This window comes from Micromonospora sp. NPDC004551 (assembly GCF_040609975.1).
Classification (GTDB): Bacteria; Actinomycetota; Actinomycetes; order Mycobacteriales; family Micromonosporaceae; genus Micromonospora.
Map to the genome: position 1 here is coordinate 141,938 of NZ_JBEXLM010000016.1, position 26,716 is coordinate 168,653.

21 protein-coding genes are annotated in these 26,716 nt (G+C 74.7%); 12 read left to right on the plus strand and 9 right to left on the minus strand.

The genetic code is table 11. The features are described from left to right. Positions 1 to 30: 30 nt before the first annotated feature. Genes ABZW14_RS20150 through ABZW14_RS20160 form a run of 3 tightly spaced genes read right to left on the minus strand, consistent with a single transcriptional unit; the run spans position 31 to position 3,044 of the window. Complete coding sequence (locus tag ABZW14_RS20150; RefSeq protein ID WP_355348420.1) at positions 31 to 1,293, minus strand: GNAT family N-acetyltransferase; 1,263 nt, start codon at positions 1,291 to 1,293, stop codon at positions 31 to 33. 26 nt (positions 1,294 to 1,319) lie between these two features. Continuing rightward, positions 1,320 to 2,720, minus strand: a complete 1,401-nt coding sequence (locus tag ABZW14_RS20155; protein WP_355348423.1) for a condensation domain-containing protein — start codon at positions 2,718 to 2,720, stop codon at positions 1,320 to 1,322. A gap of 36 nt (positions 2,721 to 2,756) precedes the next feature. Beyond that, the gene (locus ABZW14_RS20160) at positions 2,757 to 3,044 is read right to left on the minus strand and encodes a phosphopantetheine-binding protein (RefSeq protein WP_355348426.1); all 288 of its coding nucleotides are present in this window, start codon (positions 3,042 to 3,044) and stop codon (positions 2,757 to 2,759) included. 391 nt (positions 3,045 to 3,435) lie between these two features. Here ABZW14_RS20160 and ABZW14_RS20165 point away from each other — a divergent pair, with 391 nt between their 5' ends. From ABZW14_RS20165 to ABZW14_RS20175, 3 genes are all read left to right on the plus strand, one after another. Further along, complete coding sequence (locus ABZW14_RS20165) at positions 3,436 to 4,833, plus strand: salicylate synthase (protein ID WP_355348429.1); 1,398 nt, start codon at positions 3,436 to 3,438, stop codon at positions 4,831 to 4,833. Next, positions 4,815 to 5,966 (plus strand): epoxide hydrolase family protein, encoded by a 1,152-nt coding sequence (locus ABZW14_RS20170; protein ID WP_355348432.1) that lies wholly within the window; start codon positions 4,815 to 4,817, stop codon positions 5,964 to 5,966. The genes ABZW14_RS20165 and ABZW14_RS20170 overlap by 19 nt, the downstream gene beginning before the upstream one ends. Before the next feature lie 112 nt (positions 5,967 to 6,078). After that, positions 6,079 to 7,320 (plus strand): cytochrome P450, encoded by a 1,242-nt coding sequence (locus ABZW14_RS20175; protein ID WP_355348435.1) that lies wholly within the window; start codon positions 6,079 to 6,081, stop codon positions 7,318 to 7,320. Between the two features lie 186 nt (positions 7,321 to 7,506). Here ABZW14_RS20175 and ABZW14_RS20180 read toward each other — a convergent pair whose 3' ends face one another. The 6 genes from ABZW14_RS20180 to ABZW14_RS20205 form a co-directional block, all read right to left on the minus strand. Continuing rightward, positions 7,507 to 7,932: an SgcJ/EcaC family oxidoreductase gene (locus ABZW14_RS20180; RefSeq protein WP_355348483.1), complete on the minus strand. Its 426-nt coding sequence runs from the start codon at positions 7,930 to 7,932 to the stop codon at positions 7,507 to 7,509. A gap of 50 nt (positions 7,933 to 7,982) precedes the next feature. Further along, the gene (locus tag ABZW14_RS20185) at positions 7,983 to 9,167 is read right to left on the minus strand and encodes an acyl-CoA dehydrogenase family protein (RefSeq protein ID WP_355348438.1); all 1,185 of its coding nucleotides are present in this window, start codon (positions 9,165 to 9,167) and stop codon (positions 7,983 to 7,985) included. A 62-nt stretch (positions 9,168 to 9,229) separates the two neighbouring features. Further along, positions 9,230 to 10,033, minus strand: coding sequence for a TIGR03084 family metal-binding protein (locus tag ABZW14_RS20190; protein ID WP_355348441.1), 804 nt, complete (start codon positions 10,031 to 10,033; stop codon positions 9,230 to 9,232). 75 nt (positions 10,034 to 10,108) lie between these two features. After that, the gene (locus tag ABZW14_RS20195) at positions 10,109 to 11,221 is read right to left on the minus strand and encodes a carboxymuconolactone decarboxylase family protein (RefSeq protein ID WP_355348486.1); all 1,113 of its coding nucleotides are present in this window, start codon (positions 11,219 to 11,221) and stop codon (positions 10,109 to 10,111) included. A gap of 81 nt (positions 11,222 to 11,302) precedes the next feature. Continuing rightward, the gene (locus ABZW14_RS20200) at positions 11,303 to 12,940 is read right to left on the minus strand and encodes a GMC family oxidoreductase (protein ID WP_355348444.1); all 1,638 of its coding nucleotides are present in this window, start codon (positions 12,938 to 12,940) and stop codon (positions 11,303 to 11,305) included. Then, a complete protein-coding gene (locus ABZW14_RS20205; RefSeq protein WP_355348447.1) occupies positions 12,937 to 13,467 on the minus strand; it encodes a DUF5987 family protein in 531 nt (176 codons plus the stop codon). The genes ABZW14_RS20200 and ABZW14_RS20205 overlap by 4 nt, the downstream gene beginning before the upstream one ends. Before the next feature lie 378 nt (positions 13,468 to 13,845). Between ABZW14_RS20205 and ABZW14_RS20210 the strand changes: the two genes are divergently transcribed. The 9 genes from ABZW14_RS20210 to ABZW14_RS20250 all read left to right on the plus strand — a co-directional run bounded on the left by ABZW14_RS20210 (position 13,846) and on the right by ABZW14_RS20250 (position 26,645). Further along, on the plus strand, positions 13,846 to 14,910 hold the full coding sequence (locus tag ABZW14_RS20210) for a carboxymuconolactone decarboxylase family protein (RefSeq protein ID WP_355348450.1): 1,065 nt from the start codon (positions 13,846 to 13,848) through the stop codon (positions 14,908 to 14,910). Positions 14,911 to 15,098: 188 nt separating this feature from the next. Next, the gene (locus ABZW14_RS20215) at positions 15,099 to 15,578 is read left to right on the plus strand and encodes a hypothetical protein (protein WP_355348489.1); all 480 of its coding nucleotides are present in this window, start codon (positions 15,099 to 15,101) and stop codon (positions 15,576 to 15,578) included. Continuing rightward, on the plus strand, positions 15,575 to 16,162 hold the full coding sequence (locus ABZW14_RS20220) for a copper resistance CopC family protein (protein WP_355348453.1): 588 nt from the start codon (positions 15,575 to 15,577) through the stop codon (positions 16,160 to 16,162). Before ABZW14_RS20215 ends, ABZW14_RS20220 begins: the two co-directional genes overlap by 4 nt. Positions 16,163 to 16,238: 76 nt before the next feature. After that, the gene (locus tag ABZW14_RS20225) at positions 16,239 to 17,234 is read left to right on the plus strand and encodes a DUF1702 family protein (protein WP_355348456.1); all 996 of its coding nucleotides are present in this window, start codon (positions 16,239 to 16,241) and stop codon (positions 17,232 to 17,234) included. Between the two features lie 181 nt (positions 17,235 to 17,415). Beyond that, complete coding sequence (locus tag ABZW14_RS20230) at positions 17,416 to 18,381, plus strand: DUF1702 family protein (RefSeq protein ID WP_355348459.1); 966 nt, start codon at positions 17,416 to 17,418, stop codon at positions 18,379 to 18,381. Between the two features lie 124 nt (positions 18,382 to 18,505). Further along, complete coding sequence (locus ABZW14_RS20235; RefSeq protein ID WP_355348462.1) at positions 18,506 to 24,295, plus strand: type I polyketide synthase; 5,790 nt, start codon at positions 18,506 to 18,508, stop codon at positions 24,293 to 24,295. 2 nt (positions 24,296 to 24,297) lie between these two features. Further along, on the plus strand, positions 24,298 to 24,738 hold the full coding sequence (locus ABZW14_RS20240; protein ID WP_355348465.1) for an acyl-CoA thioesterase: 441 nt from the start codon (positions 24,298 to 24,300) through the stop codon (positions 24,736 to 24,738). A 15-nt stretch (positions 24,739 to 24,753) separates the two neighbouring features. Next, entirely contained in the window at positions 24,754 to 25,287 is a 534-nt protein-coding gene (locus ABZW14_RS20245) for a flavin reductase family protein (protein ID WP_355348468.1), read from the plus strand. Next, entirely contained in the window at positions 25,284 to 26,645 is a 1,362-nt protein-coding gene (locus ABZW14_RS20250; protein WP_355348471.1) for a cytochrome P450, read from the plus strand. The genes ABZW14_RS20245 and ABZW14_RS20250 overlap by 4 nt, the downstream gene beginning before the upstream one ends. Positions 26,646 to 26,716 lie beyond the last annotated feature (71 nt).

Sequence of the window (26,716 nt, forward strand, 5' to 3'; positions counted from 1 at the left end):
GTGCCGGGCGCCGGGGCGCGGCCGGGGGGATCAGTAGAAGTAGCTGATGTAGGGGGCCCGTTCGGGCGTGGCCATGGTGTCCCAGAGCTGGGCGCAGCGCGGGTCTCGCGCGACGATGCGGCCACCCCGGGCCAGGTCGGTGGCGGCGGTGCCGCCGAGCAGGATCGCGCCGACGGCCGCTACCTGCATCTCCAGGTCCGGTTCGGCGGTGCTGCGCCGGCAGGTGGCCTGCCCGGCGTCGACCTCGAGGCGGAACGTGCCGTCGGTGTGGCCCTCCGGGTCGTGCACGCGCAGCGTCAGCGCCCCGTCGCCGGCCCAGCCGCGCGCCTCCAGCAGCGTCGGCACGTCCAGCGGGCGCAGCCACACGCCGTCGTGGCGCTGCGCCCGCAGCTTGCGCGCGTCGGTCACCCACCACGCCAGCGGGTTGTCCACCGGCGCGTACCACATCTGGATGGTGGCCACCATGTCGACGGAGAGCAGGTAGCGCCAGAGCGTGGCGGCGGCCTCGGCGTCGACGGCGAGGAAGTCGATGACCTGGAGCATGTTGCGGGGCGTGGTCTCCGGCGCCCAGTCCGAGGTGATGCGGTACGACACGAAGCCCCGGTCGGCCACGGCCACGCAGGCCCGGGGCGCCCCGCCGGCGCCGATGGCGAGCATCTGCTCCAGGCGGGGGTTCGTCGGGTCCATGGCCAGCCGGTCCCAGTAGCAGGACGGGGGGATCACCTCGCCCGGGGTGCGGGCCGCCTGCCGCTCGTAGACCGACTGGGCCAGGTCCCGGGCCTCCTTGCCGGAGACCCGCCGCACGGGCAGGTCGCCGTCGGGCGCGTCGGCGCGCCAGCCCACCCCCTGCACGTCGATGTTGAGGCTGTTGTACCAGGTGGCCGGGCCGTAGCCGAAGCGCCAGTAGATGGGCCACTCGGACACGCCGCCGGCGGCGATGGGCTTGCCCTCCTCGACGGCCCGCTCGTGCAGCCGGTGCAGGGTGGCCTTCATGAGCCCCTTGCGCCGCAGGGTGGGGTGGCAGGAGCCGCCGGTGCAGGCGGCGAGCGGCACCGTCCGGCCGCCCGGCAGGACCAGGTCCCGGTGCAGCGAGGCGTTCGTCGCCACGTAGCCGGCGTCGTCGGTGATGGCGATGGCCCGGTGCGGCGGGTGCGTACGCCGGTAGAACTCCACCACCTCCGGGTCGTCACCGGGCGGCGAGGCGAACGCGCCGAGCCAGTTGTCGAGCCATTCGCCGTACCGTTCCTCGGTCACCTCGACCAGGCGCATGCCGGCGGGAAGGTCAGCGGTCATCAGAGGGGTCCCTTCGGTCGGGTCGGTCAGTTGCCGGAGGCGGCGGGCACGGCCGGAGCGGCCAGGTCCGCCAGCGGCAGCTCGGGGTCGGCGATCCCGGCGCGCAGCACGTGGGTGAAGTCGGCCAGCATGGCGTCCATCGAGGACTGCGTGAACCGGTCGACGCTGCTGTTCACGGCGAAGATCAGCTCGTTGGTCGGGCTCAGCTCGGCGGTCCACAGGATGGCGTCGTCCGGGATGTCCGGCCCGACCGGCTGGGAGACGCGCCGCTGGGCGGCCGTGCAGCCGACCCCGCCGGTGCCCTGCTCCCGCAGCACGAACGGGTTCGGTGACATCTGGAAGCCGGGGCGGGCCCGCTCGGCGATCCGGTCGCCCTCCTCCAGCGCGGCGACCTCGTCGGCGACCTCGGTGGCCAGCCGGACGAAGGGCACCTCGTGCGCGAACGCCGACATGCAGCTCTCCCGGACCCGCTCGACCACCTCGCGGAAGGTGCGGCAGCCGGTCAGGTCGGTGCGCAGCGGGAACAGGTTCACGAAGTAGCCGACGGTGTCGGCCATCCACCGGCGCCGCCGTCCCGGCCCGGAGGTGAGCGTCCAGATCACGCCGTCGGTGATCCCGGTGCGGGCCAGCAGGTGCACCCGGTAGGCGGCGAACAGCACCATGAACGGCGAGCACCGCAGGGACCGGGCGAATTCGAGCGTCGCGGTGCCCAGGTCGGGGCCGAGGGCGAACCGGTCGCAGCGGGTGCCCGCCGGGGCGCCCGTGGCCGGCGGCCGGTCGGTCGGCAGGGTCACCGGCCGGGCGTCGCGCAGGCGCTCTCGCCAGTAGCGGAAGGAGGCGGCGGCGGACACCTCGTCGGAGCCGGCCTGCTGCCGGGAGACGTACTCCCGGAACTGGTGCGCCTCGCGCAGGTCGGGCTGCCGGCCCTCGCGCCGCGCCGCGTAGAGCTCCACGATGTCGCGCATCACCAGGCCGAGCGACCACACGTCCACCACCGGCAGGTGGGCCACCAGCACGACGATCCAGTCGTCCTCGGCCAGCCGGCCCACGTGGACCCAGAAGGCCGGGACCTGGTTCATGTCGAAGGTCTGCCCCTCGATCTCGTTGAGGAAGTCCTCGGCCCGGTCCTGCCGCGGCCGCCCGTTGTCGGGCAGGTCGCGGACCACCAGCGTCGGCGAGCCGGGGGGCTGGACCTGCTGCCGCCAGCCGTCCTCGTCGTGCAGCAGCACCGTGCGCAGCGCCTCGTGCCGGACGACCACGTCGTCGAGGGCGGCGGTGAACGCGGCCAGGTCGAGGTCCCCGGTCAGCCGCCAGCCGCCGCTGGAGATGGGACGCGGGCCGAAGGCGCCGGAGGAGCCGTCGTTCAGGTGTTGCAGGCGCAGGAACTCCTGCTCCAGCGAGAGCGGGAACGGGGTGTCGGGCATCATCGGTGTCTTCCTCTCCGGGTGCGGCACACCCTGTGCTCAGGCGGCGGGTTCGAGGGTCACGACGACCTGACGGATGAACGTGTCGAGGTCCGGGTCGTCGAAGAGCTGGTCGACCCCGACGGAGGTGATGCCGAGCTCGTCCTCGAGCCAGGCGATGATCAGCAGTGCGGTGATCGACTGCCCGCCCAGCTCGAAGAAGGTGGCGTGCTCCGCGCCCGGGGGCACGTCGAGCGCCTCCCGCCAGATGGCGGTGATCTGTTCTTCCACCGAGGGAATGTCGGTGCCGGACGCGGAAGCGCCGTCCGGCGCGGGGTGCGTGCCCATGGGCTCACCTTTCTGCTGGAGCGGGCGTCCGCGCCGCCACGGCGCCGGACCCGCCCGCCGGCAGGTCCACAGCCCGATCGTGGCACCGCCCGTCCGGGCGCTTCACCTCCTGAATTGCCCCGAGCGTCCCGTCGTTGCGCACCTTCGGAGAAGCCCCCGCCGGTGCGACGCCGATATGGTCGGATCGCCTGCTGGCTGCCGCGATTCCCTTGCCAGTCAACGGATTCCCGCGCGGCCGGCGGACGGATCGGGCCGCCGCGCCGCCGTGCGCACCGGCGTTGGTGCCCGGTCCCGTCACCCCGGGCCGATCCCCGACTCACACCGGCACTGCGCCCGTCGCATCGGTGCCGCGTCGCCCGCGCCGCCAGGCCGGACCTTCCTGGAGGAGTAGATGGCTGGTTCTCGCAAGTACCACGAACGGACGATCGCGCCGGTCGGCGATCCGCTGGCCGCGGCGGGGCAGCTCGTCGCGGCCCGGCAGGGCCACGACCACGTGTGCTACGAGGGGCCCGAAGGGTACGCGGTCGCCGTGGACCCGGTCGCCGAGGTGATCGCCGACCGGCGCCGGCTGGTCGTGCGCACCGACGAGGGCCGGCGGACCCTGCCCTTCTCCGCCGCCGCGCTGCGCGGGCTGCCCGCCCTGCTCGACGAGGTGCCGGTGGAGGCCTGGCGCTGCTACGGCTGGGCCGGGTTCGAGCTCGCCGCGGCCCGCGACGGGCTGGCGGAGCTGCTCGACGACGAGCCGTTGCTGCACCTGATGATTCCCCGCGTCGAGGTGCGCTTCCACGCCACCGGCACGCTGCTGCGGGCGCTCGACGTGGCCGACCTGGACGTGCTCCAGGCCGAACTGGAGAGCGCGCCGCCGGTCCGCCTGCCCGCCGGGCCGACCCCGGTGGACGACTGGGACGCCGAGGCGTACCTGCACGCGGTGGACCGGGCGATCGGCACGATCCGCTCCGGCCGGTTGCAGAAGGTCATCCTGTCCCGCACCGTGCCGGTCGCCTTCCCGGTCGATCTGGCGGCGACGTACCAGCTGGGCCGCCGGGCGAACACCCCGGCCCGCTCGTACCTGCTGCGCCTCGGCGGCCTGGCGGCCACCGGCTTCAGCCCCGAGACGGTGGTCGAGGTGGCCAAGGGCTGGGTGACCACGCAGCCGGTCGCCGGCACCCGTGCGCGCACCGGGCGCGGGGAGCTGGACGAGTCGCTGCGCCGGGAGCTGCTCACCGACCCGAAGGAGGTCTACGAGCACGCGATCTCGGTGAAGGTGGCGGTCGACGAGCTGGCCGAGCTGTGTCCCGGCGCGCCGGTGGAGGTCCCCGAGTTCATGTCCGTCCGCGAACGCGGGTCGGTGCAGCACCTCGCCTCGACGGTCCGCAGCCCGCTGGCGGCGGCCGGCCACGCCTGGGACGCGTTCAGCGCGCTGTTCCCCGCGGTGACCACCTCCGGCGTGCCGAAGCGGGCCGCGTACGAGGTCATCCACGAGCTGGAGCCGTCGGCCCGCGGCCTGTACGGGGGCGCGGTGCTCACCTACGACGCGGACGGCGCGATGGACGCGGCGGTGGCGTTGCGGACCGTCTACCAGCGCGACGGCCGGAGCTGGTTGCAAGCGGGCGCCGGCATCGTCGGCACGTCGCTGCCCGAGCGGGAGCTGACCGAGACGCGGGAGAAGTTGGCCACCATCGCCCGCTACCTGGTGGCCCGGGAACCTGATCGCGCCGTCGGCGAGCGCCGGGGGCACCCTTCGACCGCGACCCAGGAGATGGGGGAGCCATGCAGCCGTTCCGCGTAGCCGTTCCCGAGGCGGACCTCGACGACCTGCGCCGTCGCCTCGCCGCCACCCGCTGGCCCGACGAGCTGCCCGACGTGGGCTGGGAGCGGGGCGTCCCGCTCGGCTACCTGCAGGAGCTGGCCGAGTACTGGCGCACCGAGTACGACTGGCGGGCCGCGGAGGCCCGGCTCAACCACTACCCGCAGTTCCGCACCGACCTCGACGGCGCGCCCGTGCACTTCCTGCACGTACGGTCGCCGGAGCCCGACGCGATGCCGCTGCTGATCACGCACGGGTGGCCGGGGTCGGTGGCGGAGTTCCTGGACGTGATCGGGCCGCTGTCCGACCCGGCGGCGCACGGCGGCGACCGGCGCGACGCGTTCCACCTGGTGATCCCCGCCCTGCCCGGCTACGGCTTCTCGCGGCCGCTGCCCGGACCGGGCTGGGACGTGCCACGCATCGCGCGCGCCTGGGGCGAACTGATGTCCCGGCTCGGCTACGAGCGGTTCGCCGCCCAGGGCGGCGACGCCGGCTCGGTGATCTCCCTGGCGCTCGGCGCCCTCTACCCGGAGCGCCTCATCGGGGCGCACGTGAACATGCTGATGACGTTCCCCGGCGACCCGGCCGAGCTGGGCGACCTGGACGAGGCCGACCGGCGCCGGCTGGAGCTGCTGAGCCGCTTCGACGCCGAGCTCTCCGGCTACATGCGTATCCAGCAGACCCGGCCGCAGACCCTGGCGTACGGGCTCACCGACTCGCCCGTCGGGCAGCTGGCGTGGATCGTGGAGAAGTTCCGCGAGTGGACGGACTCGGGGAAGGCGCCCGAGGACGCCGTGGACCGGGACCACATGCTGACCGTGGCCTCGATCTACTGGCTGACGGCCACGGCCGGCTCGTCGGCCCAGTTCTACTACGAGGGCGCCGCGGCGGTGCGCGCGGCGGCCGCAGGCGCGCCCCCGCCGCCCGTGCGGGCGCCGGTCGGGGTGGCGGTCTTCCCGCACGACATCTTCCAGCCGGTGCGCCGGTTCGCCGAGCGGGACTACCCGACGATCACGCACTGGACCGAGTTCGACCGGGGCGGCCACTTCGCCGCCATGGAACAGCCCGACCTGCTGGTCGGCGACATCCGGGCCTTCTTCCGGCCGCTGCGCTGAACCGGGCGCCGGCAGCACCGGCCGTCCGGGCCGTGACCATGCCGGAGCGGCGTGGGCCTCCGCCGCTCCGGCCCGTCGACCGAGGTCCATAGAGGACACCATGGAGGAACGGATGGAAGAGCGCTGCCCGTTCAGGCTGGACACCACCGGCAGCCGGATCCACGCGGAGGCGGACACCCTGCGGGCGCAGGGGCCGGCGACCCGCGTGGAGCTGCCGGGCGGGGTGCCGGCCTGGTCGCTGAACAGCTACGCGACGATCAAGAAGGTGCTGACCGATCCGCGGGTCACCAAGAGCGCCCGCAACCACTGGCCGGCGTTCATCAACGGTGAGATCCCGCCGGACTGGGAGATGATCAGCTGGATCGCCATGGACAACATGGTCACCGCGTACGGGCGGGACCACGTCCGGCTGCGCCGGCTGGTCGGCAAGGCCTTCACCCCGCGGCGCACCGAGCTGATCCGCCCGCGGGTGGTCGAGCTGACCGGTGAGCTGATCGACCGGATGGCAGCCCGCGCACCGGGTGAGGTGGTCGACCTGCGGGCCGAGTTCGCGTACCCGCTGCCGGCCCGGCTGGTCGCCGACCTCATCGGCATGTCCGAGGAGGCCCGGGTGGAGACGGCCAAGGCGATCGACATGATGGTGGACACCACCGTGTCGCCGCAGCAGGCCCAGCAGATCCTGCAGGACTGGCGCGCCGCCATGGCGGAGCTGATCGCCGAGAAGCGCCGCAACCCCGGCGAGGACATCACCAGCGACCTGATCGCGGCCCGGGACGTCGACGGCACCCGGCTCACCGAGGCGGAGCTGACCGACACCATCTTCGCCATCCTGGGCGCCGGCTCGGAGACCACCATCAACTTCTTCGACAACGCCATCACCGCCCTGCTGACCCACCCGGACCAGCTGCACCTGGTCCGTACCGGCGCGGTGAGCTGGGACGACGTCATCGACGAGACGCTGCGGGTGGAGTCGCCGCTGGCGCACCTGCCGCTGCGGTACGCCGTGGAGGACATCGACCTGGACGGCGTGACCATCCCCGCGGGCGACCCGATCCTGGTCAACTACGCGGCGGTCGGCCGGGACCCGGCCCTGCACGCCGGTGCCCCGGGCGAGTTCGACGTGACCCGCGCCGACAAGGAGCACCTGTCCTTCGGGCACGGGCCGCACTACTGCCTGGGCGCCGGCGTGGCGCGGCTGGTGGCCACCGTGGGCCTGTCCAGCCTCTTCGACCGGTTCCCGGAGATGGCCCTGGCGGTCGATCCCGGCGAGCTGACCCCGCTGCCCACGTTCATCATGAACGGGCACCGCAGCCTGCCGGTGCGGCTGACCGCGCCGGTGCCGTCGCTGTCCTGACGATCCGTCCGACGCCGCGCCACCCCGCCCGAACCGGGCAGGGTGGCGCGGCGCCGTCGCGGGTGGGGCGCCGGGCGGTGTGGTGCGGCGTCGTGACGGTGGGGTGCCGGGGGTGGCGGTGGGGACGGGACGCGAACCGGGGGCGTCGCGATCGCGACGCCCCCGGCCGATGGTGGTCGGTGCCGGTCAGCCCGGCTGGGCCGGGCTGTTCTGGTAGGCGGCCAGCAGCCAGCGCCCGTCCTGGCGGTTGAGCAGCCAGGAGGCCCGGATGGCCCGCTCCGGCGCGACGGCGGACTCACCCTCGGCCAGGACGCCGCCCTCGGTGAGCAGCAGCGCCGTGTCGGGGGAGAGGAAGCGAACCTCGAAGGGCTGTCCGGTCACCCGGGTGCCGCGGTAGGGCCCGGCGAAGGCGGTGGCCATGAAGTCCCGGATCTCGGTCCGCCCCTTGCGGTAGAGGCCCGGGAGGATCATCGTGCCGTCCTCGGCGAACTGCGCGGCGAAGGCGTCGGCGTCGTGCTTCGCCCAGGCCTCGACGATGCGCTGGGGCACGGCGGCGACGGCGGCCTGCTCGGCGTCCGACGGCGCGGCCGTCACGGATTCGGTGGAGGTCATCTGGTTGTTTCCTTCCTCACGGTCGGTGGTGGCGGGCGCGTGCGTCGCCGTCACAGGTAGAGCGTGTTCGGTTCGAGGCCGCACAGCACCCGGCCGTACAGCTCGGCGTTGGTGTCCGGGTTCATCAGGGCGTGCAGGTTGACCGACTGCACGTCGCGCAGGACCCGCTGCATCGGCACCGAGTCGTAGACGGAGGAGCCGCCGCTGGCGTCGGCCAGGATGCGGACCGCCTCCCGCGCCCGCCGGCAGGCCGCGCCGAGCGCGGCGCGGGCGCGGGCCCGCTCCTCCAGGCTCCACTCGCCGGCGTCGTTCGCCTTGCCGTCCACGAGGTCCGTGAGCCGGTGGGCGTGGTGCCGGGCCTCCTCGATGCGCTGCACCGCGTCGGCGACCTGCAGGTGCGTGACCGGCGCCTCCGCCTGCGCCTCGTACCCGGTGTAGGTGATCTTCCGGCCGGGCAGCCGCTCGGTGAAGATGTCCCAGGCGGCCTGGGCCAGGCCGACCACGGAACCGACCGACGACGCGGACGCCACCGGCAGCAGCGGCGGGCGGTAGATGGCCGCGTCGGCGTTGCGGAGGCTCGCGGACTGCTGCTGGAGCACCGCGCCCAGCGGCAGGACCCGGGCGGCCGGCACGAACAGGTTGTCGGCGACCGTGCTCACGCTCCCGGTGCCCCGCAGGCCCGCGGTGTGCCAGTCGTCGACGATCGTCAGGTCCGACATGGGCACGAGGGCCATCACCGGCATCGGGCCGCCCTCGGCGTCCACCTGGACGGCGATGATCTCCTGCCACTGGCTGTGCAGGGCGCCGCTGACGAAGCCCCACCGGCCGTTGACCACGATGCCGCCGTCCGCCCGGGTCGCCGTGGCGGAGGGACTGAGCGTGCCGCAGATGCGCACGTCGGGCGTGGCGAAGACCTCGTCCTGCACCTCGTCCGGGAACAGGCAGGTCATCCAGGTGGGGATCCAGTACACCGACGCCACCCAGGCCGTCGCGCCGTCGCCGCGCGCCAGTTCGGCGGCGACGTCGACCAGCGTACGGGTGTCCGCCTCGTAGCCGCCGTAGCGGACCGGGACCCGCAGTTTGAAGACACCGGCCTCGGCCAGCGCCTCGATCGTCTCCTCCGGCAGCCGCCGGTTCTGCTCGGTCCACTCCGCCCGTTCACGGAGCGCCGGCGCCGCGGCGGCGGCCCGCCGGACGAGTTCCTCCCTGGTGGGGACACCGGTCGCCAACACCATTGCCTCCTCGATGTGCTCGATAGCTGTGACAGGGTCGGGCCGGCCGGGTCGTCCCGGCCGGCTCATGCGGCCGGGACGGCGAACTGCCCCGGGGTGCGACCGGTGCCCGCCGGCCCTCGGTAGGCCTGGGCGAGGTCGAGCCAGCGGTCGGCCTCCGGCCCGGTCGCCCGCAGCCCGAGGTCGTCGCGGTGACGACGGCGGGTGACCAGCAGGCACAGGTCCTCGGCCGGACCCCAGACGGAGTTCGGAGCGTCCGGCGGCCCGAACTGCCAGCGGGCGCCCGACGGCGCCACGATGTCGAAGTGGAAGGTCGTGTCCGGCGGGGTCAGCTTCCGCGCGTGGTACCCGAAGTCCCAGGTCCGCACGGCGAACTCCACCAGGAAGCGCAGCCGGTCGGTGCGGGTGCGCCGCACCCCGAGGGTGTCCGCGATGTCCTGGCCGTGGCCGAACAGCTCCATCATGCCGGCGGCGGCCAGCACCGGCGCCGGCAGCGGACGGACCAGCCACGGCACCACCTGCCCGGCGGGCACCGCCGCGAGCGCACGCTCGGTCTGGGCCCGCTGGCGGCGCCATTTCACCAGCAGCTCGGCCGGGGTGTCGTGCAGGTGCGGCTTCATCGCGGCGACGACGTTGGCGTTGAAGTCCGGGCCCAGGCCGCCGGCCATCTTGGTGAACCCGTCGGGGTCGGCCGCGGCGAACCCGGCCAGGTGGAAGGTGGCGGTCAGGTGCGCCATCTGGTGCGTGATCGTCCACCCGGGCGCCGGCGTGGGCAACTGCCACTGCTCCTCGGAGAGGTCCGCCACCAGTTGGTCGATCTCGTCGCCGTCGGCCGCCAGGGCCGCGATCACATCCTGCTGCTCAGCCACCTGTTCGTTCCTCTCGGTCGGGGTCCGGCGCGCGACCGGCGGGCCAGCGCGTGCGGACCGTCGGGCCGGGCGCGGTCAGTCCCAGGATGGTGGGGTCGCGGCGGCCGTGTCTTCTCCCGGCGTGCTCAGCCCGCCGGCGGCCCGGCGCAGATCCTCGTGCAGCCGCCCGCCGACCTGCCGGGCCGCGGTGAGACTGGCCCACGCGCTCAGCGCGACCAGCGCCGCGTCGTCGTGGCCGGCCGCCCGGACCTCGTCGATCAGCCGGTCGGTGACCTGATAGGACGCGAGCGCGACGAGCAGCGCCAGCCGTCCCGCGGGCCGCTGCGCCGGGGCCAGCGGCGCGACGAGCGCCTCCAGTTCGGACCGGCCGATGGGCCGCGGTGTCCCGTCAATGGTGCGGGCCAGCCGGTCTCGCACCAGCCGGCGCACCGGCTCGGGCGCGGCGGTCGCGGCGCACCCGTCGACCGCCCGGACGGCGCGGGCCATGGCGTCGACGACGGCCGGGTCGCCCGCCGCCCAGGCCAGGTCGGGCGGGGCGGCGGCGGGCGGCAGCAGCGCCAGCGACCGGCCGGGCGGGCGGCCGGGGCGGGCCAGCGCCCCGAACAGCGTGGCGGCGACCCGCCGCGCGCCGCCCCGCGCCGCCGGGGGCAGGGCGGGCAGCGGCGAGTCGGTGAGGAAGACGTTCACCATGCGGTTCAGGTAGTGGAACGTGACCGCCACCCCGATCAGCCCGGCGGAGCGAGCGGCGGGGAACGGCGGCGGCGGGCGGCGGGCCGGGTCGGGTGACCCACTGGCCTCCGCCCACACCGCCAGGTCGCGCAGCCGTGGGTCGGCCAGCCCCGCGGCGCCCCGGGCGACGACCGCCGGCGCGCCCGCCCGGCTTACCAGCCCGGTCAGCGTCGCGCCGTGCACCTCGACGCAGTACGGGCAGCGGTTGCCGTGCGACACCGCCGCGGCCACCGCCTCCCGGGCCGCCCGCTCGCCCGGCCCGGCGGTCAGCAACGTCTCCCGCAGCATCAGCCAGCTGGCGGCCAGCGCCGGTGGGGCGGGCGAGTGCAGGGCGATCGGCGGGGCGAGCATGCCGAAGTCGTCGACGACCTGCCGGTAGACCTCGGCCACCGTTTCGCGGGCCTCGTCCGGCGTGACCGGCCGGACGTGCCGGACCTGGGCGAGGCTGGTCTTGCGCATGGCCCGGGCGAGCAGTCTTCCCATCGCTTCTCCTCCTGCGCCGGCCGGCCGACGGACCGCCCGGCCGTCGGCCGTCGCCGGTCAGCCGCGCAGCGCCGGGGGGCGGGCGGACACGGTGGAGCCCTCGGGCAGCCCGCCGTGGTAGGTCACCGGAACGCCGCGCTCCCGGGCGGCCTGGACGATGCCCGGAATGGCGCGCTCGGCGAGGGCGGCGATGGTCAGCGCCGGGTTCACGGTCAGCGCGCCGGGCACCGCGGAGCCGTCGGTGACGAAGACTCCCGGGTGCTGCCGCAGCTCGTGCCGGTCGTCCAGAGCCGAGGTCTCCGGGTCGTCACCGATGCGGCAGGACGCCAGCGGGTGCACCGTGTACGCCCCGACGACGTCGTTCGTCCACGGCATGACCCGGGCCAGCCCGTCGCGCTCCAGGATGTCGCGCACGTCGGCGTCGGCGGCCGCCCAGCCGCGCCGGGTGTTGGCGGTCGGCACGTAGCGCAGCGAGCCGCGGCCCAGCATCTGCTGGGAGATCCGCTCGGCGTTGCCGGTGGCCGGCGGCGGCCCGAAGACACCCTCGTTGTCGTCCTCGGACATGGTGAAGATGGTCAGCCAGGACTGCCAGCGGCGCATCAGCTCCTTCTTCTCCGCCCCGAACCAGGTCGGGCCGGTGGCGTCCGGGACCTGGGCCAGGATGGTGCCCAGGCCGGGCGGGAAGTAGAGCTGCTCCAGCGAGTACCGCTCGAACTCCGGCAGGTCCGGGTCGAGGCGGTCCCAGCTCGCCACGGTCGGGCCGCGCCCGATCTGGTTGGCGGCGTACGCCTGCCCGCCCGGCCGGCTCAGGCCCAGCACCGTCCGGACGCGGTCCTCGTCGAAGACCGCCGTGTTGAGCCGCTCGCCGTTGCCGGAGAAGTAGCGGCCGACGGCCGGCGGCATGGGGCCCAGCTCCGGTTCCGAGCGGCGGAGGATGACCGGGGTGGCGCCGGCGCCCGCGGCCACGATGACGATCTTCGCCTCGATGACGCCCTCGTCGTGCAGGACCCGGTAGTCCTCGTCGTCGACGATCCGGTAGTGCACCCGGTAGCCGCCGTCGTCGGTGCGCGAGAGGTGCTGCACCTCGTGCAGCGGGCGGATCTCCGCGCCGTGCGCCAGCGCCGCCGGCAGGTAGTTGAGCAGCAGCGAGCGCTTCGCGTCGAAGCGGCAACCGGCCATCATCCAGTTGCAGTTGGTGCAGCGGTCGAGGTCCACCGCGGACGGCACCGGGTTGGCCGTGCGGCCGGCGTGCGCGCAGGCGGCCGCGAAGACTCCGCCGGCGTAGGGGACCTGGTCCCAGTCGTACCGGGTCACCGGCAGCGCCTCGGTGACCCGGTCGTACCAGGGGTCGAGGGTGTCGCGGTTGATCGACGCCGGCCACATCCGGCGCCCGATGCCGCCGCGGCGCTCGAAGACGAACCGCGGGGCCCGCGGCATGGTCGCGAAGTAGACCACGCTGCCGCCGCCGACGCAGTTACCGCCGAGGACGCTCATCCCGTCCCCGACGACGAAGTCGAAGACCCGGGTGTACGACGAGCCCAGCTCGAAGTCGTGGTCGAACTCGTCGCCGCTGAGCCAGGGGCCCCGTTCCAGCACCACCACCCGGGCGCCGCCGGCGGCGAGGTGGTACGCGGGGATCGCGCCGCCGAAGCCGCTGCCGATCACGAGGACGTCGGTGCTCTCGGTGCTGTTCATGCCGGGCTCCCGGTGGAGGTCGTGTGCGGATGCAGCGGCGCCAGCGGCCGCCCGTAGGAGTACTCGGGGAACCGCCACAGGCCGTCGGCGTCGGGCCGGTGGTACCCGATGGTGAGCAGGCCGGGGTGGCCGGCGGCCAGCGCGGCGTGCGTGTTCGTGTGTGCGGCGCTGTCGAAGGCCATGTTGCTGAACAGGGCCAGCCCGACCCACATCTCCTTCTCGGGGTGGTCCACGGCCAGCAGCCGCTGGAGCAGGCGGGTGCGGTCGGCGTGGTCGAGCGCCACGAACGGCGGCACGGCGGGGTCCAGCGTGCGGCCGTGCTCCTCGGCGTACCCGCTGGCGTGGGCGTTCAGTGCCGCCGCGAGCGGCTCCAGCACCGCGGCGTACCCGCTGGCCGGATGTTCCAGCAGCTCCAGTGCGCCGGCCGCGACGGCCCCGCCACCGGTGGCCGCGCCGGAGACCGCCCGGTCGTCCGGCCATCGTTTCTCGCCCGGCACGATCGTGTCGGCGAACGCTTCGATCGTCATGACCCGCACCTGGTCGGCATCGCTGGTGTCGGCGTGCACAGCTGCCCTCTTCCTGTCGGCGGTCGGGGCGGCGTACCCCGGTTCGATGTGCGGGCCGGCGCGCGCCGCAACGGAAAGGGACGCGGGTCGACGTCGCGGCGGCTCTGCCGACCGCGGCGACCTGCGTGAATGTGCGATTCATCGTGCCGACGGGCTGGATCGCGCCGCACCTTCGACGTTGCGGAGATATCCACTCACGACGGTCTTCTTGCCACGTGCGCAATCGGCCGCACGGCGTTTGCGGCCCGGGTCCGCCGCCGAATACTGACAGTGGCGCTGCCGCGACGCGGCTACGTCCGCGCCGGTCCTGGGCCGGCGCCAGGTGACGCGGGAGGCGACATGATCGTGGGGCGGGTGGCGTCGTCGGTGGTCCGGCGACACGTGAAGTACGTGACGCCGGTGCCGACGGCCGCGGCGAGCGGGTTGGTGGCGGAGACGTACGCGCAGATCGCGGACGAGATGCGGCTGGTGGTGACGCCGGCCCTGCCGCACTCGATCGTCCCGGAGCTGCTCGCCGCGTACTGGATGCTCAGCCGCGAGCCGCTGCTGCCCACCAGCGCGGTGGACCGTTCGGTGAAGGAGGCGGTGGCCGCCGCGGTGTCGGTGGCCAACATCTGCCCGTACTGCGTCGACATGCACAGCGTCGGCCTCTACGACCTGGCCGGGGAGCCGGACGCCGAGGCGGTGGTGGCCGACCGGGTCGAGGAGATGGCCGACGACCGGCTGCGCCGGGCCGCGCGCTGGGCGCGCGCGGCGCACACCGACGACGCGCCGCCGTTCCCGTTCGACGAGTCCGCGCGGCCCGAGCTGGTCGGGGTGGTGGTGGGCTTCCACTACGTCAGCCGCATGGTCAACGTCTTCCTGGCCAACTTCCTCCTGCCGCCCGGCCTCAGCCCGCGGGCGCGGCGCCGGCTGAAGCGCGGCATCAGCCGGGTGCTGCACCCGGCGCTGCACGACCCCCGTGAGCCCGGCCGGTCGCTGCCGCTGCTGCCGGCGGCCCCGCTCCCCGCCACCGCCGCCTGGGCCGCCGGCAACCCGCACGTGGCCGCGGCGACCGCCCGGGCCTACGCGGCGTTCGAGGCCGCCGGCGAGCGGGCGCTCAGCCCGGCGGTGCGGGACCTGGTCGCGGAGCGGCTCGCCGGCTGGCGCGGGGAGGACACCGGCCTGAGCCGCCGCTGGTGCGAGCTGCTGATCGAGGGGCTGCCCGAGGCCGACCGCGCGGCCGGCCGGCTCGCCCTGCTCACCGCGTTCGCCTCCTACCAGGTGGACGAGGAGGTGATCGGCGAGTTCCGCCGGCACCGCCCGGACGACCGCAGCCTCGTCGAGGCGGTGGCGTGGGCCAGCTTCGCGGTGGCCCGGGAGGTGGGCGCCCGGCACGTCGCCGCCGGCGCGTCCCGTACCTGAGCACGGAGGAAGACGCACGGGCGCCGCGCCGGACGGCAGTCTGGGAGAGCGCTCGCGCCGGTCGCGCGGGTGCCGGCAGCGATCCCCTAGGAGGCAACGTGACCAGCTACGGAGTGGCCCTCGCGGACACCGGCGGTCGTCCCGGGCGCCTCAACGGAGCCCACCACCGATTCGCCCTGAACGCGTTCATGGTCGTGGTCATCGGCCACTGGGCCGAGCACCTGGCCCAGGCGTACCAGATCTGGGCGCTGGGCTGGCCGGTGCCGAAGGCCCGCGGCGTGCTCGGGCTGGCCTACCCCTGGCTGGTCACCTCGGAGTGGCTGCACTACGGCTACGCCCTGGTCATGCTGATCGGCCTGTGGATGTTGCGTCCGGGCTTCACCGGCCGCAGCCGAAGCTGGTGGACGGCCGCCCTGGTCATCCAGTTCTGGCACCACATCGAGCACCTGCTGCTGCTCCTGCAGGCCCAGACCGGCCACTTCCTGTTCGGCCGCCCGGTGCCGACCAGCATCCTGCAACTGGTGCTGCCCCGGGTCGAGCTGCACCTGTTCTACAACACCGTGGTCTTCCTGCCGATGGTCGTCGCCATGTACCTGCACCTGCGGCCGAGCCCGGCGGAAGAGCGGCTGATGGCCTGCTCCTGCCGCCCGGCGGCGGCGCAGGCATGACCCCGGCGACGCCGGTCACCGACAGGGCGCCGTCCCCGGCCCGGGCCCGGGTGCTCGCCGCCGTCGTGCTCACCGTCGTGGTCGGGATCGCCCTTCTGCTGGCCACCAGCCGGGAGCCGGACCTGCGGCTGGTCGGCGCGGAGCCGGGCGGGGACGCCCCGCTGCGCGCCGCGCCCACCAGCGTGTCGCTCACCTTCAGCGAGGACCTGTCGGCGGCGACGGCGCACCTGACCGTCGCCGGCCCGGACGGCCGCCCGGTCAACCGGGGCGCACCGACGGTCGACGGGCACCGGCTCACCGTGGCCACCGTCGACGGCGGCCAGGGCCGCTACCGGCTGGCGTACCACCTGAGCCTGACCGACGGCAGCGAGGTGTCCGGCAGCGACGACTTCGTCGTCGGCACGGCCGCCCCCGCCCCGGCGCCCGCGCCCGAGGACTCCGGCGGGCACCAGCACCTGCGGCGGGACGGCTGGAACCTGGCCCTGGCCCTGGCCGACCTGGTGCTCGTGCTGGGCGCGCTGGTCGCGTTGCTGCCGGCCCGGCGCCGGCCGGCGCGCGATGGCGGCCGGACCGCCGGCCGCTGACCGTCCCGCCCCGGCACCACCGAACCGGCGCCCGCCCGTGCGGAGTGCGGACGCCATCGCAGACAGGGGGAGAGCAATGCCCACCACACTCGGTTCCCTCCGGCGGCTGGTGCTGGCGCCGTCGCTGGCGGAGGTGACCTTCGCCCGGCGTGGCTTCCCGGTACAGCCGTCCCCGGTGACCCGGCGACTCGAGGCCATCCCGCAATCGGTGATCTGCGGCTTCGAGTGGGGCATCGACACCCGCGACGAGTGGGAGCTGGAACGGCGGCTCAGCTTCGTCGACGAGGAACTGCGCGGCTTCGCCTACGAGGGCGCCACGATGGCCTGCACCGTGCTCGACGCGATGGGCCCCCGCAGGGGCGACCGCACCCGCAGCCTGCTGCTCGGCCCGGGCGCGCCGCACCTGTTCCTCGCCTACATCGGCATCGGGTTCGCGATGGCCCGGCTGCCGCGGCTGCGCTGGCGCGCCGTGCTGCCCGACCTCACCGGCTCGCCGTACCACCCGACGATGAGCTGGCTGGCCGTCGACGGGTACGGCTTCGACCGGGCCTACTTCGAGACCGACCGCTACGTGCGCCGGCAGGAACGCCTGGCGCCGTACCCCTGGCTGGGCCGGGCCGACTACTTCCCGCACGCCGTCGACCAGGGTATCGGGCGGTCGTTGTGGTTCATCCACGCGGCCCGGCCCGACGACGTGGCGGCGGCCGTGGGCCGCTTCGCCCCGGAGCGCCACGCCGACCTGTGGAGCGGGGTCGGGCTGGCCGCCACGTTCGCCGGCGGCGCCGACGCGGACGCGCTCGCCGGCCTGCGCCGGCACGCCGGCCGGTACGCCCCGGACCTCGCCCAGGGCGCCGCGTTCGCCGCGAAGGCCCGCACCCACGCCGGTCACGTGCCGGAGCACTCCCGCACGGCCATGACCGCGCTGGGCGACTGCTCCGTCGAGGCCGCCGCCACCCTCGCCGACGACGTGGCGGCCGACCTGGACCGGGGAGGCGACGTCGAGCCGTACGAGGTGTGGCGGCGGGCGGTGCGGTCCCGGTTCGCCCCGGCAGCGCTGTCCACCGGGGACTGATCCCTGAGCCCCTCCGACGACCCGGCCGTCCCTTGTGGCGGCCGGGTCGTCGGCCGGTCTGCGGGCCGGCCGGCCGGGCCGTCAGTCCGCACCTTTGAAGAAGACCTCGCGTTCGTTTTCTTGCCACCATCGGAATTGACGTTTCCGCGTCCTCGCCGCACCCACCGGCCTGGGGGAAAACATGCGCCTTCTCCGCTCTCTGCGCCGCCGCATCCTGACGCCGAACACGCGTGAGACCAGGATGGACGTGCGCGGCTTCGCCGTGAAGAACGACGCCGCGAAAAGCTTGCTGGAAACCGTCGGTTCGTCGTTCCTCACCGGTTACGCATACGCCGCGGAGGCACCCGGCGCCGCGGCGGCCGAACCACGGCTGGAAACCATTCCCACGCAATTTCGCGGATTCGCGTACGAGGGCGCGGCCATGGCGCTCGCGATGCGCGACGGGCTGCGCGTCGGCCGCCCGCGGCACGTCGCCGAGCTGCTGGCCGGGCGGGGCGACGCGCACGCCTACATGGCCTACGTGGGCGTCGGCTGGGCGATGGCCCGCCTGCCCCGGTTCCGGTGGCACCGGCTGCACGCACCCGACCCGCTGCTGCGCTGGCTGGTCCTCGACGGCTACGGCTTCCACCAGGCGTACTTCCGCACCGCCCGCTACGCCTACGCGGCGTACCGGCCGGCCAGCTTCCCGTGGCCCGGCGACGACCGCACCGGCTACGCCGTCCGCGCCATCGACCAGGGCGTCGGACGGGCCCTGTGGTTCGTCGGCGGCACGGACGTGGACCGGGTCGGCGAGCTGATCCGCCGGTTCGCCCCCGAGCGGCGCGCCGACCTCTACGCCGGCGCCGGCCTCGCGGCCACCTACGCCGGCGGGGCGAGCGAGGCCGAACTGGTCCGCTTCCGTGAGGCCGCCGGCGAGCACCGGGACCAGGTGGCCCAGGGCAGCGCGTTCGCCGCCGGCGCGCGGGTGCGCGCCGGCCTGGTCGTCCCGCACAACGAGGTGGCCACCGCGGTCCTCTGCGGCACGACGCCCGCCGAGGCGGCCAAGGTGACCGACGCCGCGCTGGCGCAGGCCCAGCCGACCGCCACCCGACCCGCCTACGAATCGTGGCGGCTGGCCATCGCCGAGGAGTTCCGGCACCGGTGCTGACGGCACCGCCTCGCCGCCCCGTCCGGGCCCGCGCCCGGACAGCCGCCGAATCACCGGTCCGTCCGCCCGCCCGGGCTCGCCGCGCGGGCCGGATCGACACCGGCGCGTACCGAAGGAGAAATCTGTGAGCAGGATCGCTGTCGTCGGGATGGCGTGCCGGTACCCGGACGCCACCTCACCCCGAGAGTTGTGGGAGAACGCCCTGGCGGGCCGCCGGGCGTTCCGCCGGTTGCCGGACGTCCGGATGCGCCTGGAGGACTACTGGGACCCGGACCCGCGTACCCCGGACCGCTTCTACGCCCGCAACGCGGCCGTCATCGAGGGCTACGAGTTCGACCGGATCGCCTACAAGGTCGCCGGCAGCACCTACCGCTCCACGGATCTGACCCACTGGCTGGCCCTGGACGTCGCCGCGATGGCGCTCGCCGACGCCGGCTTCCCGATGGCCGAGGGGCTGCCCCGCGAACGCACCGGCGTGGTCGTCGGCAACACCCTCACCGGCGAGTTCTCCCGGGCCAACCAGCTGCGGCTGCGCTGGCCCTACGTGCGGCGCATGGTGGCGGCCGCGCTCAAGGAGCAGGACTGGGACGACGACCAGCTCAGCTCCTTCCTGGACGGCTTCGAGGCGACGTTCAAGAACCCGTTCCCCGAGGTCGACGAGGACACCCTGGCCGGCGGGCTGTCCAACACCATCGCCGGGCGCATCTGCAACCACTTCGACTTCAAGGGCGGCGGCTACACCGTCGACGGCGCCTGCTCCTCCTCGCTGCTGTCGGTGGCCACCGCCTGCAAGACCCTGGTGGACGGTGAGGTGGACGTCGCGGTCGCCGGCGGCGTCGACCTGTCGATCGACCCGTTCGAGATCATCGGCTTCGCCCGCACCGGCGCGCTCGCCACCGGCGAGATGCGCGTGTACGACCGCGGCTCCAACGGCTTCTGGCCGGGCGAGGGGTGCGGGATGGTGGTGCTGATGCGCGAGTCCGACGCGCTGCGGGCCGGCCACCGCATCTACGCCACCGTCGCCGGGTGGGGCATCTCCTCCGACGGCAAGGGCGGCATCACCCGGCCCGAGGTCGCCGGCTACCAGCTGGCCCTGCGCCGCGCGTACGAGCGGGCCGGCTTCGGCATCGAGTCCGTGCCGCTGTTCGAGGGGCACGGCACCGGCACCGCGGTCGGCGACGCCACCGAGCTCAAGGCGCTGTCGCTGGCCCGGCGGACCGCCGACCCGGCAGCGCCACGGGCGGCCATCAGCTCGATCAAGGGCATGATCGGCCACACCAAGGCCGCGGCCGGGGTGGCCGGCCTGATCAAGGCGGCCATGGCCGTACACCACCAGGTGCTGCCTCCCGCGATCGGCTGCGTCGACCCGCACGAGCTGCTGGCCGAGGACTCGGCGGCGCTGCGCGCGCTGCGCAAGGCGGAGCCCTGGCCGGTGGACCAGGCCGTCCGGGCCGGTGTCACCGCCATGGGCTTCGGGGGCATCAACACCCACATCGTGCTGGACGGCGCGCCCGCGGGCCGGCAGGAGCGGCTGGACAGCCGGGCCCGTCAGCTGGCCTCCTCGGCCCAGGACGTGGAGCTGCTGCTGATCGACGGCGCCAGCCCCCACGAGCTGCGGGAGCGGCTGGCCCGGCTGCTCGACTTCGTCCCCCAGGTGTCGTACGCCCAGCTGGCCGACCTGGCCGCCACCCTGCACGCGGAGCTGCGGCACCTGCCGCACCGCGCCGCCGTCGTGGCCAGCTCTCCGGAGGACGCGGAGCGGCAGCTGCGCCGCCTCTGCCAGGCCCTCGACGCCGACGAGACCGAACTGCTCACCGCCGACGGCCGGTGCTTCCTCGGCCACGCCGGCGGCCCCCGCCGCGTCGGCTTCCTCTTCCCCGGCCAGGGCTCCGGCCGTGGCACCTCGGGCGGCGCGCTGCGGCGCCGGTTCGCCGAGGTGGACGAGATCTACCAGCTCGCGGACCTGCCCAGCGGCGGGTCGGCCATCGCCACCGAGGTCGCCCAGCCGCGCATCGTCACCGGCTCGCTGGCGGGCCTGCGGGTGCTGTCCCTGCTCGGCATCAAGGCCAGCGTGGCCGTCGGCCACAGCCTGGGGGAGATCTCCGCCCTGCACTGGGCGGGCGTGCTGGACCGGTCCGCGCTCCTGCGCACCGCCGCGGTGCGCGGGAGCACGATGAGCCGGCTGAGCGCCTCCGGCACGATGGCCAACATCGGCGCCGCCCCGGAGCTGGTCGCCGACCTGATCGCCGGACTGGACGTGGTGATCGCCGGTTACAACGGTCCGGAGCACACCGTGATCGCGGGCACCGCCGCCGACATCCAGGAGGCCACCCGGCGAGCCACCGAGAAGGGCCTGTCGGTCAACCCGCTCGCGGTGTCGCACGCCTTCCACTCCCCGCTGGTGGCCCCGGCGGCGGACGCCTTCCGCGACGCCCTGTCCGGGCAGCCGTTCGGGCCGGTCGGCCAGCGGGTCATCTCGACGGTGACCGGCGAGGCGCTGGCCGAGGACACCGACGTCACCGCCCTGCTGCACCGGCAGATCACCGACCCGGTGCTGTTCGCCCAGGCGGTCACCCTGGCGGCCAAGGAGGTGGACCTGTTCATCGAGGTCGGGCCGGGCCGGGTGCTGTCCTCGCTGGCCGCCGCCAGCACCGACGTGCCGACCGTGGCCATGAACACCGACGACGAATCGCTGACCGGGCTGCTGCGGGTCGTCGCCGCGGCGTACGTGCTGGGCGCCGCCGGCGCCGGCGAGGCCCTGTTCCACGGCCGGCTGGTCCGGCCCATCAAGGTGGGTCAGGAGTTCAGCTTCTTCGCCAGCCCGTGCGAGGTGGCGCCCGTCGTGGACCTGCCCGCCGTGACGCGGCGGCCCGCCGCCGAACCGGCCGCGCCCGACGGGGCGGAGTCGACCGGAGAGTCCGGTGTGGACATGCTGCGGCGGCTCGCGGCCGAGCGGGCCGAGCTGCCGCTGGAGATGGTCCACGGGCAGAGCCGCCTCCTCGACGACCTGCACCTCAGCTCGATCACCGTCGGCCAGATCGTCAACCAGGCCGCGCAGTTGCTCGGTGTGCCGCCCGCGCAGACCCCGACCAACTTCGCCACCGCGACGGTGGAGCAGCTCGCCGAGTCGCTGCGGGAACTGGCGGGTACCGGCGGCGGTGCCGACGCCGAGCCGGCACCCACCGTCGAGGGGGTCGGTGACTGGGCCCGGGCCTGGCGGATCGACCTCGACGAGACGCCCCGCCCGGCCCACCCGGACCCGGAGGTGCACGGCCACTGGGACCTGCACGCAGATCCCGGCCACCCGCTGGCCGAGCCGCTGCGCGCGGCGCTGAGCCGCGGCGCCCTCGGCGGCGGCGTGCTGGTCTGCCTGCCCGACCGGTGCGAGGAGCGGCACGTGCGGCTGGCGCTGCACGCGGCGCGAACCGCCGCGACCGCCGCCCCGGGCACCCGGTTCGTCCTGGTGCAGCACGGACGCGGCGCGGCGGGCCTGGCCCGGACGCTACGGCTGGAGGCGCCGCACCTGCGCACCACGATCGTGCACACGCCCGCCGTGCCGGAGGCCGTGGACCGGGTGGTCGCCGACGTGGCCGCCACGGCCGAGCACAGCGAGGTCTACTACGACGACGACGGGCGGCGGCGGGTCCCGACGCTGCGCGTCATGCCGGTCCGGCCCGCGGCGCCCACCGCACCGCTGGACGAGACCGACGTCCTGCTGGTGACCGGCGGCGGCAAGGGGATCACCGCGGAGTGCGCCCTGGCCCTGGCCGCCGACAGCGGGGCCCGGCTGGCCGTGCTCGGCCGCAGCGACCCGGCCGGCGACGAGGAGCTGGCAGCGAACCTGCGCCGGATGACCGACGCCGGCCTGCAGGTCTCCTACCAGCGGGCCGACGTCGGCGACGCCGCCCAGGTGCGGGCCGCGGTGGACCGGATCCGCGCCGACCTCGGCGAGGTGACCGCCGTGCTGCACGGCGCCGGGCGCAACGAGCCGATGGCCCTCACCCAGGTGGACGACGACGCGCTGCGGCGCACCTTCGCCCCGAAGGTGGACGGCCTGACGGCGGTCCTCGCGGCGGTGCGGCCCGAGCGGCTGCGGCTGCTGGTCACCTTCGGCAGCATCATCGGCCGGGCCGGCCTGCGCGGCGAGGCGCACTACGCGGTCGCCAACGAGTGGCTCGCCGACCTGACCGAGGAGTTCGGCCGGGAGCACCCCGACTGCCGGGTGCTCTGCCTGGAGTGGTCGGTCTGGTCCGGCGTCGGCATGGGCGAGAAGCTGTCCGTGGTGGAGTCGCTCAGCCGGGAGGGGATCAGCCCGGTCAGCGTCGACCAGGGGCTCACGCTGCTGCGCCGGCTGCTCGCCGACCCGCAGGCGCCGCCGACCGTGGTGGTCGCCGGCCGGGCCGAGGGGGTCGACACCATCCGCCGGGACACCCCGGAGCTGCCGCTGCTGCGCTTCGTCGACCGGACCCCGGTGCGCTACCACGGCGTCGAGCTGGTCAGCGAGGTCGACCTGACCTCGGCCACCGACCTCTACCTGGCCGACCACCGGCTCGACGGGAACCTGCTGTTCCCGGCCGTGTTCGGCATGGAGGCGATGACCCAGGTCGCCACCGCGGTGACCGGCGGGGTCTCCCCGGTCATCGAGGACGCCCGCTTCGTCCGGCCCATCGTGGTGCCCCCGGACGGCAGCACCACGATCCGGATCGCCGCCCTCGTCGTCGACGACGACCGGGTCGACGTGGTGATCCGCAGCGCGGAGACCAACTTCGCCGCGATCCACTTCGCCGCCACGATCCGGTTCTCCGGTGAGCCGGCCCCCGCTGCCGGCGCCGACGAGCAGGCCGTCTCCGGCCTGCCGCCGGTGGTCCTGGAGCCCGCCGTCGACCTGTACGGCGACACCCTGTTCCAGGGCGACCGGTTCCAGCGGCTGCGCCGCTACCACCGGGCCGCCGCGCGGCACGTGGACGCGGAGGTGGCGACGGTGCCGTCCACCGGCTGGTTCGCCTCGTACCTGCCGGCCACCCTGCTGCTGGGCGACCCGGGCGTGCGGGACGCGCTGATGCACGGCAACCAGGTGTGCGTGCCGGACGGCACGCTGCTGCCGGCGGCGATCGAACGGCTCTGGCCGGCGGGCGAGCGGCTCGCCGAGGCGGGCACGCTGCGCTACCGGGCGAGCGAGCGCAGCCGCGACGGCGACACCTACGTCTACGACATCACGCTGCACGACGACGCGGGGACGGTCATCGAGCGGTGGTCCGGGCTGCGGCTGCGGGCCGTACGCAAGCGGGACGGCCGCGGCCCGTGGGTGGCCCCGCTGCTCGGCCCCTACCTGGAGCGCACACTGGGCGACCTGCTGGACGCGTCGGTCGCGGTGGCGGTCGAACCCGACCCGGTGCTCCCGGCGACGCCGGACGCGCCGCAGGGCGAGCACCTGCGCCGGCGCCGGGCGGCGACGGCGCTGGCCGCCGGCCGCGCCCTCGGGCACCCGGCCGAGATCGGCTACCGCCCCGACGGCCGTCCCGAGCTGCGCGACGGCACGCCGATCTCCGCGGCCCACGACGCCGGGCTCACGCTCTGCGTCATCGGCGCCCCCGGCTGCGACGTGGTCCGGGTGAACCCGCGCCCGGCGCACGTGTGGGCGTCGCTGCTGGGCCGGCACGCCGACCTGGCGACGGCGGTGGCCGAGACGGACGGCGAGTCGCCGGAGACCGCCGCCGCCCGCGTCTGGGCCGCGATGGAGTGCCTGCACAAGGCCGGGCACACCAGCCTCGCGCCGCTCGGGCTCGAACCCGCCGACCGGGCCGGGTGGACCGTCTTCTCCTCGGGCGACCTGCGCATCGCCACCCTCGCCACGACGCTCCGCGACCTGCCGGAGCCGGTGGTCTTCGCGATCCTCACGGAAGGACGTGACTGAACATGGACAAGTACTTCGAATACCTGCACACGGTGGGTTTCGAGGAGACCAACCTGGTCGGCAACGTGTACTACGTCAACTACCTGCGCTGGCAGGGCCGTTGCCGGGAGATGTTCCTGAAGGAACGGGCGCCCGAGGTGCTGGCCGACGTGCGCGACGACCTCAAGCTGTTCACGCTGCGGGTCGACTGCGAGTTCTTCGCCGAGATCACGGCGTTCGACGAGCTGTCCATCCGGATGCGCCTGGTGGAACTCGCCCAGACGCAGGTCGAGTTCAGCTTCGACTACGTGCGGCTGGACCAGGGCGGTGGCGAGACGCTGGTGGCTCGTGGCCGGCAGCGGGTGGCGTGCATGCGCGGGCCGAACACCCGGACCGCGCCGGCCCGGGTGCCCGAGGCCCTCGCGCGTGCCCTCGCGCCGTATGCCCGGTCGGCCCGGGCCTGAGGTCGGGAGGCGGGCGTGGACAGCGCGCGGACGGCCCCGGCCGGGGTCATCGATCCGGACACCCTGCGCCGTACCTTCGGCGCCTTCGCCACCGGCGTCACCGTGGTCACCGTCGGCGGCAAGGCCCCGCACGGCATGACGGCGAACTCCTTCACCACCGTGTCGCTCGACCCGGCGCTGGTGCTGGTCTGCGTCGACCGCCGGGCGGTCATGCACACCTGCCTCGTCGAGGCCGACGGTTTCGGTGTCTCGGTGCTGGCGGCCGACCAGGAGGACGTGGCCCGGTACTTCGCCGACCGGCGCCGGCCGATGGGCGGCGCGCAGTTCGACGCGGTGCCGTGGCTGCCCGGCCGGCACACGGGGGTGCCACTGATCGCCGGCGCGGTGGCGCATTTCGAGTGCCGGTTGTGGCGCAGCTACGACGGCGGCGACCACAGCATCTTCCTGGGCAGCCTGGTCTCCCTGGAGCGCAGCGCCGACACCGACGCGCTGCTGTTCCTGTCCGGGCGCTTCCGACAGCTTGAGCGGGAACGGAGCGGTGCGGCATGACCGACGTACGCGAGCGTGGCCGGCGCCGGCCGCCCGGGCCCTCGGCCCTGGCCGGTCCGGGACTCCTGCTGGCTATGGGCCGGGACCGGCTGGGCATGATGACCTCGGCCGCGGCGCGCTACGGCGACGCCGCGCGGCTCCCGGTCGGCCCGAAGCAGCTGTACTTCTTCAACCATCCCGACCAGGCCAAGCACGTGCTGGCCGACAACAGCGCCAACTACGAGAAGGGCATCGGCCTGGTGCACGCCCGGCGCGCGCTGGGCGACGGGCTGCTCACCAGCGAGGGTGAGCTGTGGCGCAAGCAGCGCCGGGTGATCCAGCCGGCCTTCCAGAACCGGCGGCTGGCCGACTACGCCGGTGTGGTCGGCGAGGAGGCGGCCGGGCTGGTCCGGCGGCTGTCGGGGCGGATCGGCGGCGCGCCGGTCGACGTGCTCGACGAGATGACCGCGCTGACGCTCGGGGTGCTCGGCCGCACCCTGCTCGATTCGGATCTCAGCGGCTTCGCCGGCGTCGGCGACTCGTTCGCCGCCGTGCAGGACCAGGCCATGTTCGAGCTGAGCACCCTCAGCGCCGTGCCCACCTGGGTGCCGCTGCCCCGGCAGCTGCGGTTCCGGCGCGCCCGCCGGCACCTGCAACGGGTCGTCGACCGGCTGGTCGAGACCCGGGGCGCGGAGGCGGACGACCGGGACGACGTGCTGTCCCGGCTGATCGTCTCGACCCGCGCCGAGGCCGACCCGCGCATCGGGCGCCAGCGGCTGCGCGACGAGCTGGTCACGCTGCTGCTCGCCGGCCACGAGACCACCGCGAGCACGCTGGGCTGGAGCCTGTACCTGATCGACCGGCACCCCGAGGTGGCGCGGCGGCTGCGGGACGAGGCCCGGGAGGTGCTCGGTGACCGGACGCCGGTCTACGACGACCTGCACCGGCTCACCTACACGGCGATGGTCGTGCAGGAGGCGATCCGGCTGTACCCGCCGGTGTGGATCCTCACCCGCAAGGCGCGTGAGGACGACGAGGTGGGCGGCTTCCACGTGCCGGCCGGCGCGGACATCCTGGTGTGCCCGTACACGCTGCACCGGCATCCGCGCTTCTGGCCGGAGCCGGAGCGGTTCGACCCCGACCGGTTCGGGCCGGACGGCGGCGCCGAGCGACCGCGGTACGCCTACATCCCGTTCGGCGCCGGACCCCGGTTCTGTGTGGGCAGCAACCTGGGCATGATGGAGGCGGTCTTCGTGCTCGCCATGGTGATGCGGGAGCTGCGGCTGGTCGTCCCGCCCGGGCGGCGGGTGCGGCCGGAGCCGATGCTCTCGCTGCGCATCCGCGGCGGGCTGCCGGTGGCGGTGCGCCGGCCGGAGTGAGCCGCGACGCCGGCGTCGTCGGGCCGGGGGGGGGGGGCCCCGGGGGCGCCCCCCCCCCCCCGGGGGGGGGG

What these genes read in the sequence shown, in the direction of transcription:
- ABZW14_RS20150 (WP_355348420.1), bottom strand. Translation starts at nt 1,293, where the DNA reads ATGACCGCTGACCTTCCCGCCGGCATGCGCCTGGTCGAGGTGACCGAG.
- ABZW14_RS20155 (WP_355348423.1), bottom strand. Translation starts at nt 2,720, where the DNA reads ATGATGCCCGACACCCCGTTCCCGCTCTCGCTGGAGCAGGAGTTCCTG.
- ABZW14_RS20160 (WP_355348426.1), bottom strand. Translation starts at nt 3,044, where the DNA reads ATGGGCACGCACCCCGCGCCGGACGGCGCTTCCGCGTCCGGCACCGAC.
- ABZW14_RS20165 (WP_355348429.1), top strand. Translation starts at nt 3,436, where the DNA reads ATGGCTGGTTCTCGCAAGTACCACGAACGGACGATCGCGCCGGTCGGC.
- ABZW14_RS20170 (WP_355348432.1), top strand. Translation starts at nt 4,815, where the DNA reads ATGCAGCCGTTCCGCGTAGCCGTTCCCGAGGCGGACCTCGACGACCTG.
- ABZW14_RS20175 (WP_355348435.1), top strand. Translation starts at nt 6,079, where the DNA reads ATGGAAGAGCGCTGCCCGTTCAGGCTGGACACCACCGGCAGCCGGATC.
- ABZW14_RS20180 (WP_355348483.1), bottom strand. Translation starts at nt 7,932, where the DNA reads ATGACCTCCACCGAATCCGTGACGGCCGCGCCGTCGGACGCCGAGCAG.
- ABZW14_RS20185 (WP_355348438.1), bottom strand. Translation starts at nt 9,167, where the DNA reads ATGGTGTTGGCGACCGGTGTCCCCACCAGGGAGGAACTCGTCCGGCGG.
- ABZW14_RS20195 (WP_355348486.1), bottom strand. Translation starts at nt 11,221, where the DNA reads ATGCGCAAGACCAGCCTCGCCCAGGTCCGGCACGTCCGGCCGGTCACG.
- ABZW14_RS20200 (WP_355348444.1), bottom strand. Translation starts at nt 12,940, where the DNA reads ATGAACAGCACCGAGAGCACCGACGTCCTCGTGATCGGCAGCGGCTTC.
- ABZW14_RS20205 (WP_355348447.1), bottom strand. Translation starts at nt 13,467, where the DNA reads ATGACGATCGAAGCGTTCGCCGACACGATCGTGCCGGGCGAGAAACGA.
- ABZW14_RS20210 (WP_355348450.1), top strand. Translation starts at nt 13,846, where the DNA reads ATGATCGTGGGGCGGGTGGCGTCGTCGGTGGTCCGGCGACACGTGAAG.
- ABZW14_RS20215 (WP_355348489.1), top strand. Translation starts at nt 15,099, where the DNA reads ATGGTCGTGGTCATCGGCCACTGGGCCGAGCACCTGGCCCAGGCGTAC.
- ABZW14_RS20220 (WP_355348453.1), top strand. Translation starts at nt 15,575, where the DNA reads ATGACCCCGGCGACGCCGGTCACCGACAGGGCGCCGTCCCCGGCCCGG.
- ABZW14_RS20225 (WP_355348456.1), top strand. Translation starts at nt 16,239, where the DNA reads ATGCCCACCACACTCGGTTCCCTCCGGCGGCTGGTGCTGGCGCCGTCG.
- ABZW14_RS20230 (WP_355348459.1), top strand. Translation starts at nt 17,416, where the DNA reads ATGCGCCTTCTCCGCTCTCTGCGCCGCCGCATCCTGACGCCGAACACG.
- ABZW14_RS20240 (WP_355348465.1), top strand. Translation starts at nt 24,298, where the DNA reads ATGGACAAGTACTTCGAATACCTGCACACGGTGGGTTTCGAGGAGACC.
- ABZW14_RS20250 (WP_355348471.1), top strand. Translation starts at nt 25,284, where the DNA reads ATGACCGACGTACGCGAGCGTGGCCGGCGCCGGCCGCCCGGGCCCTCG.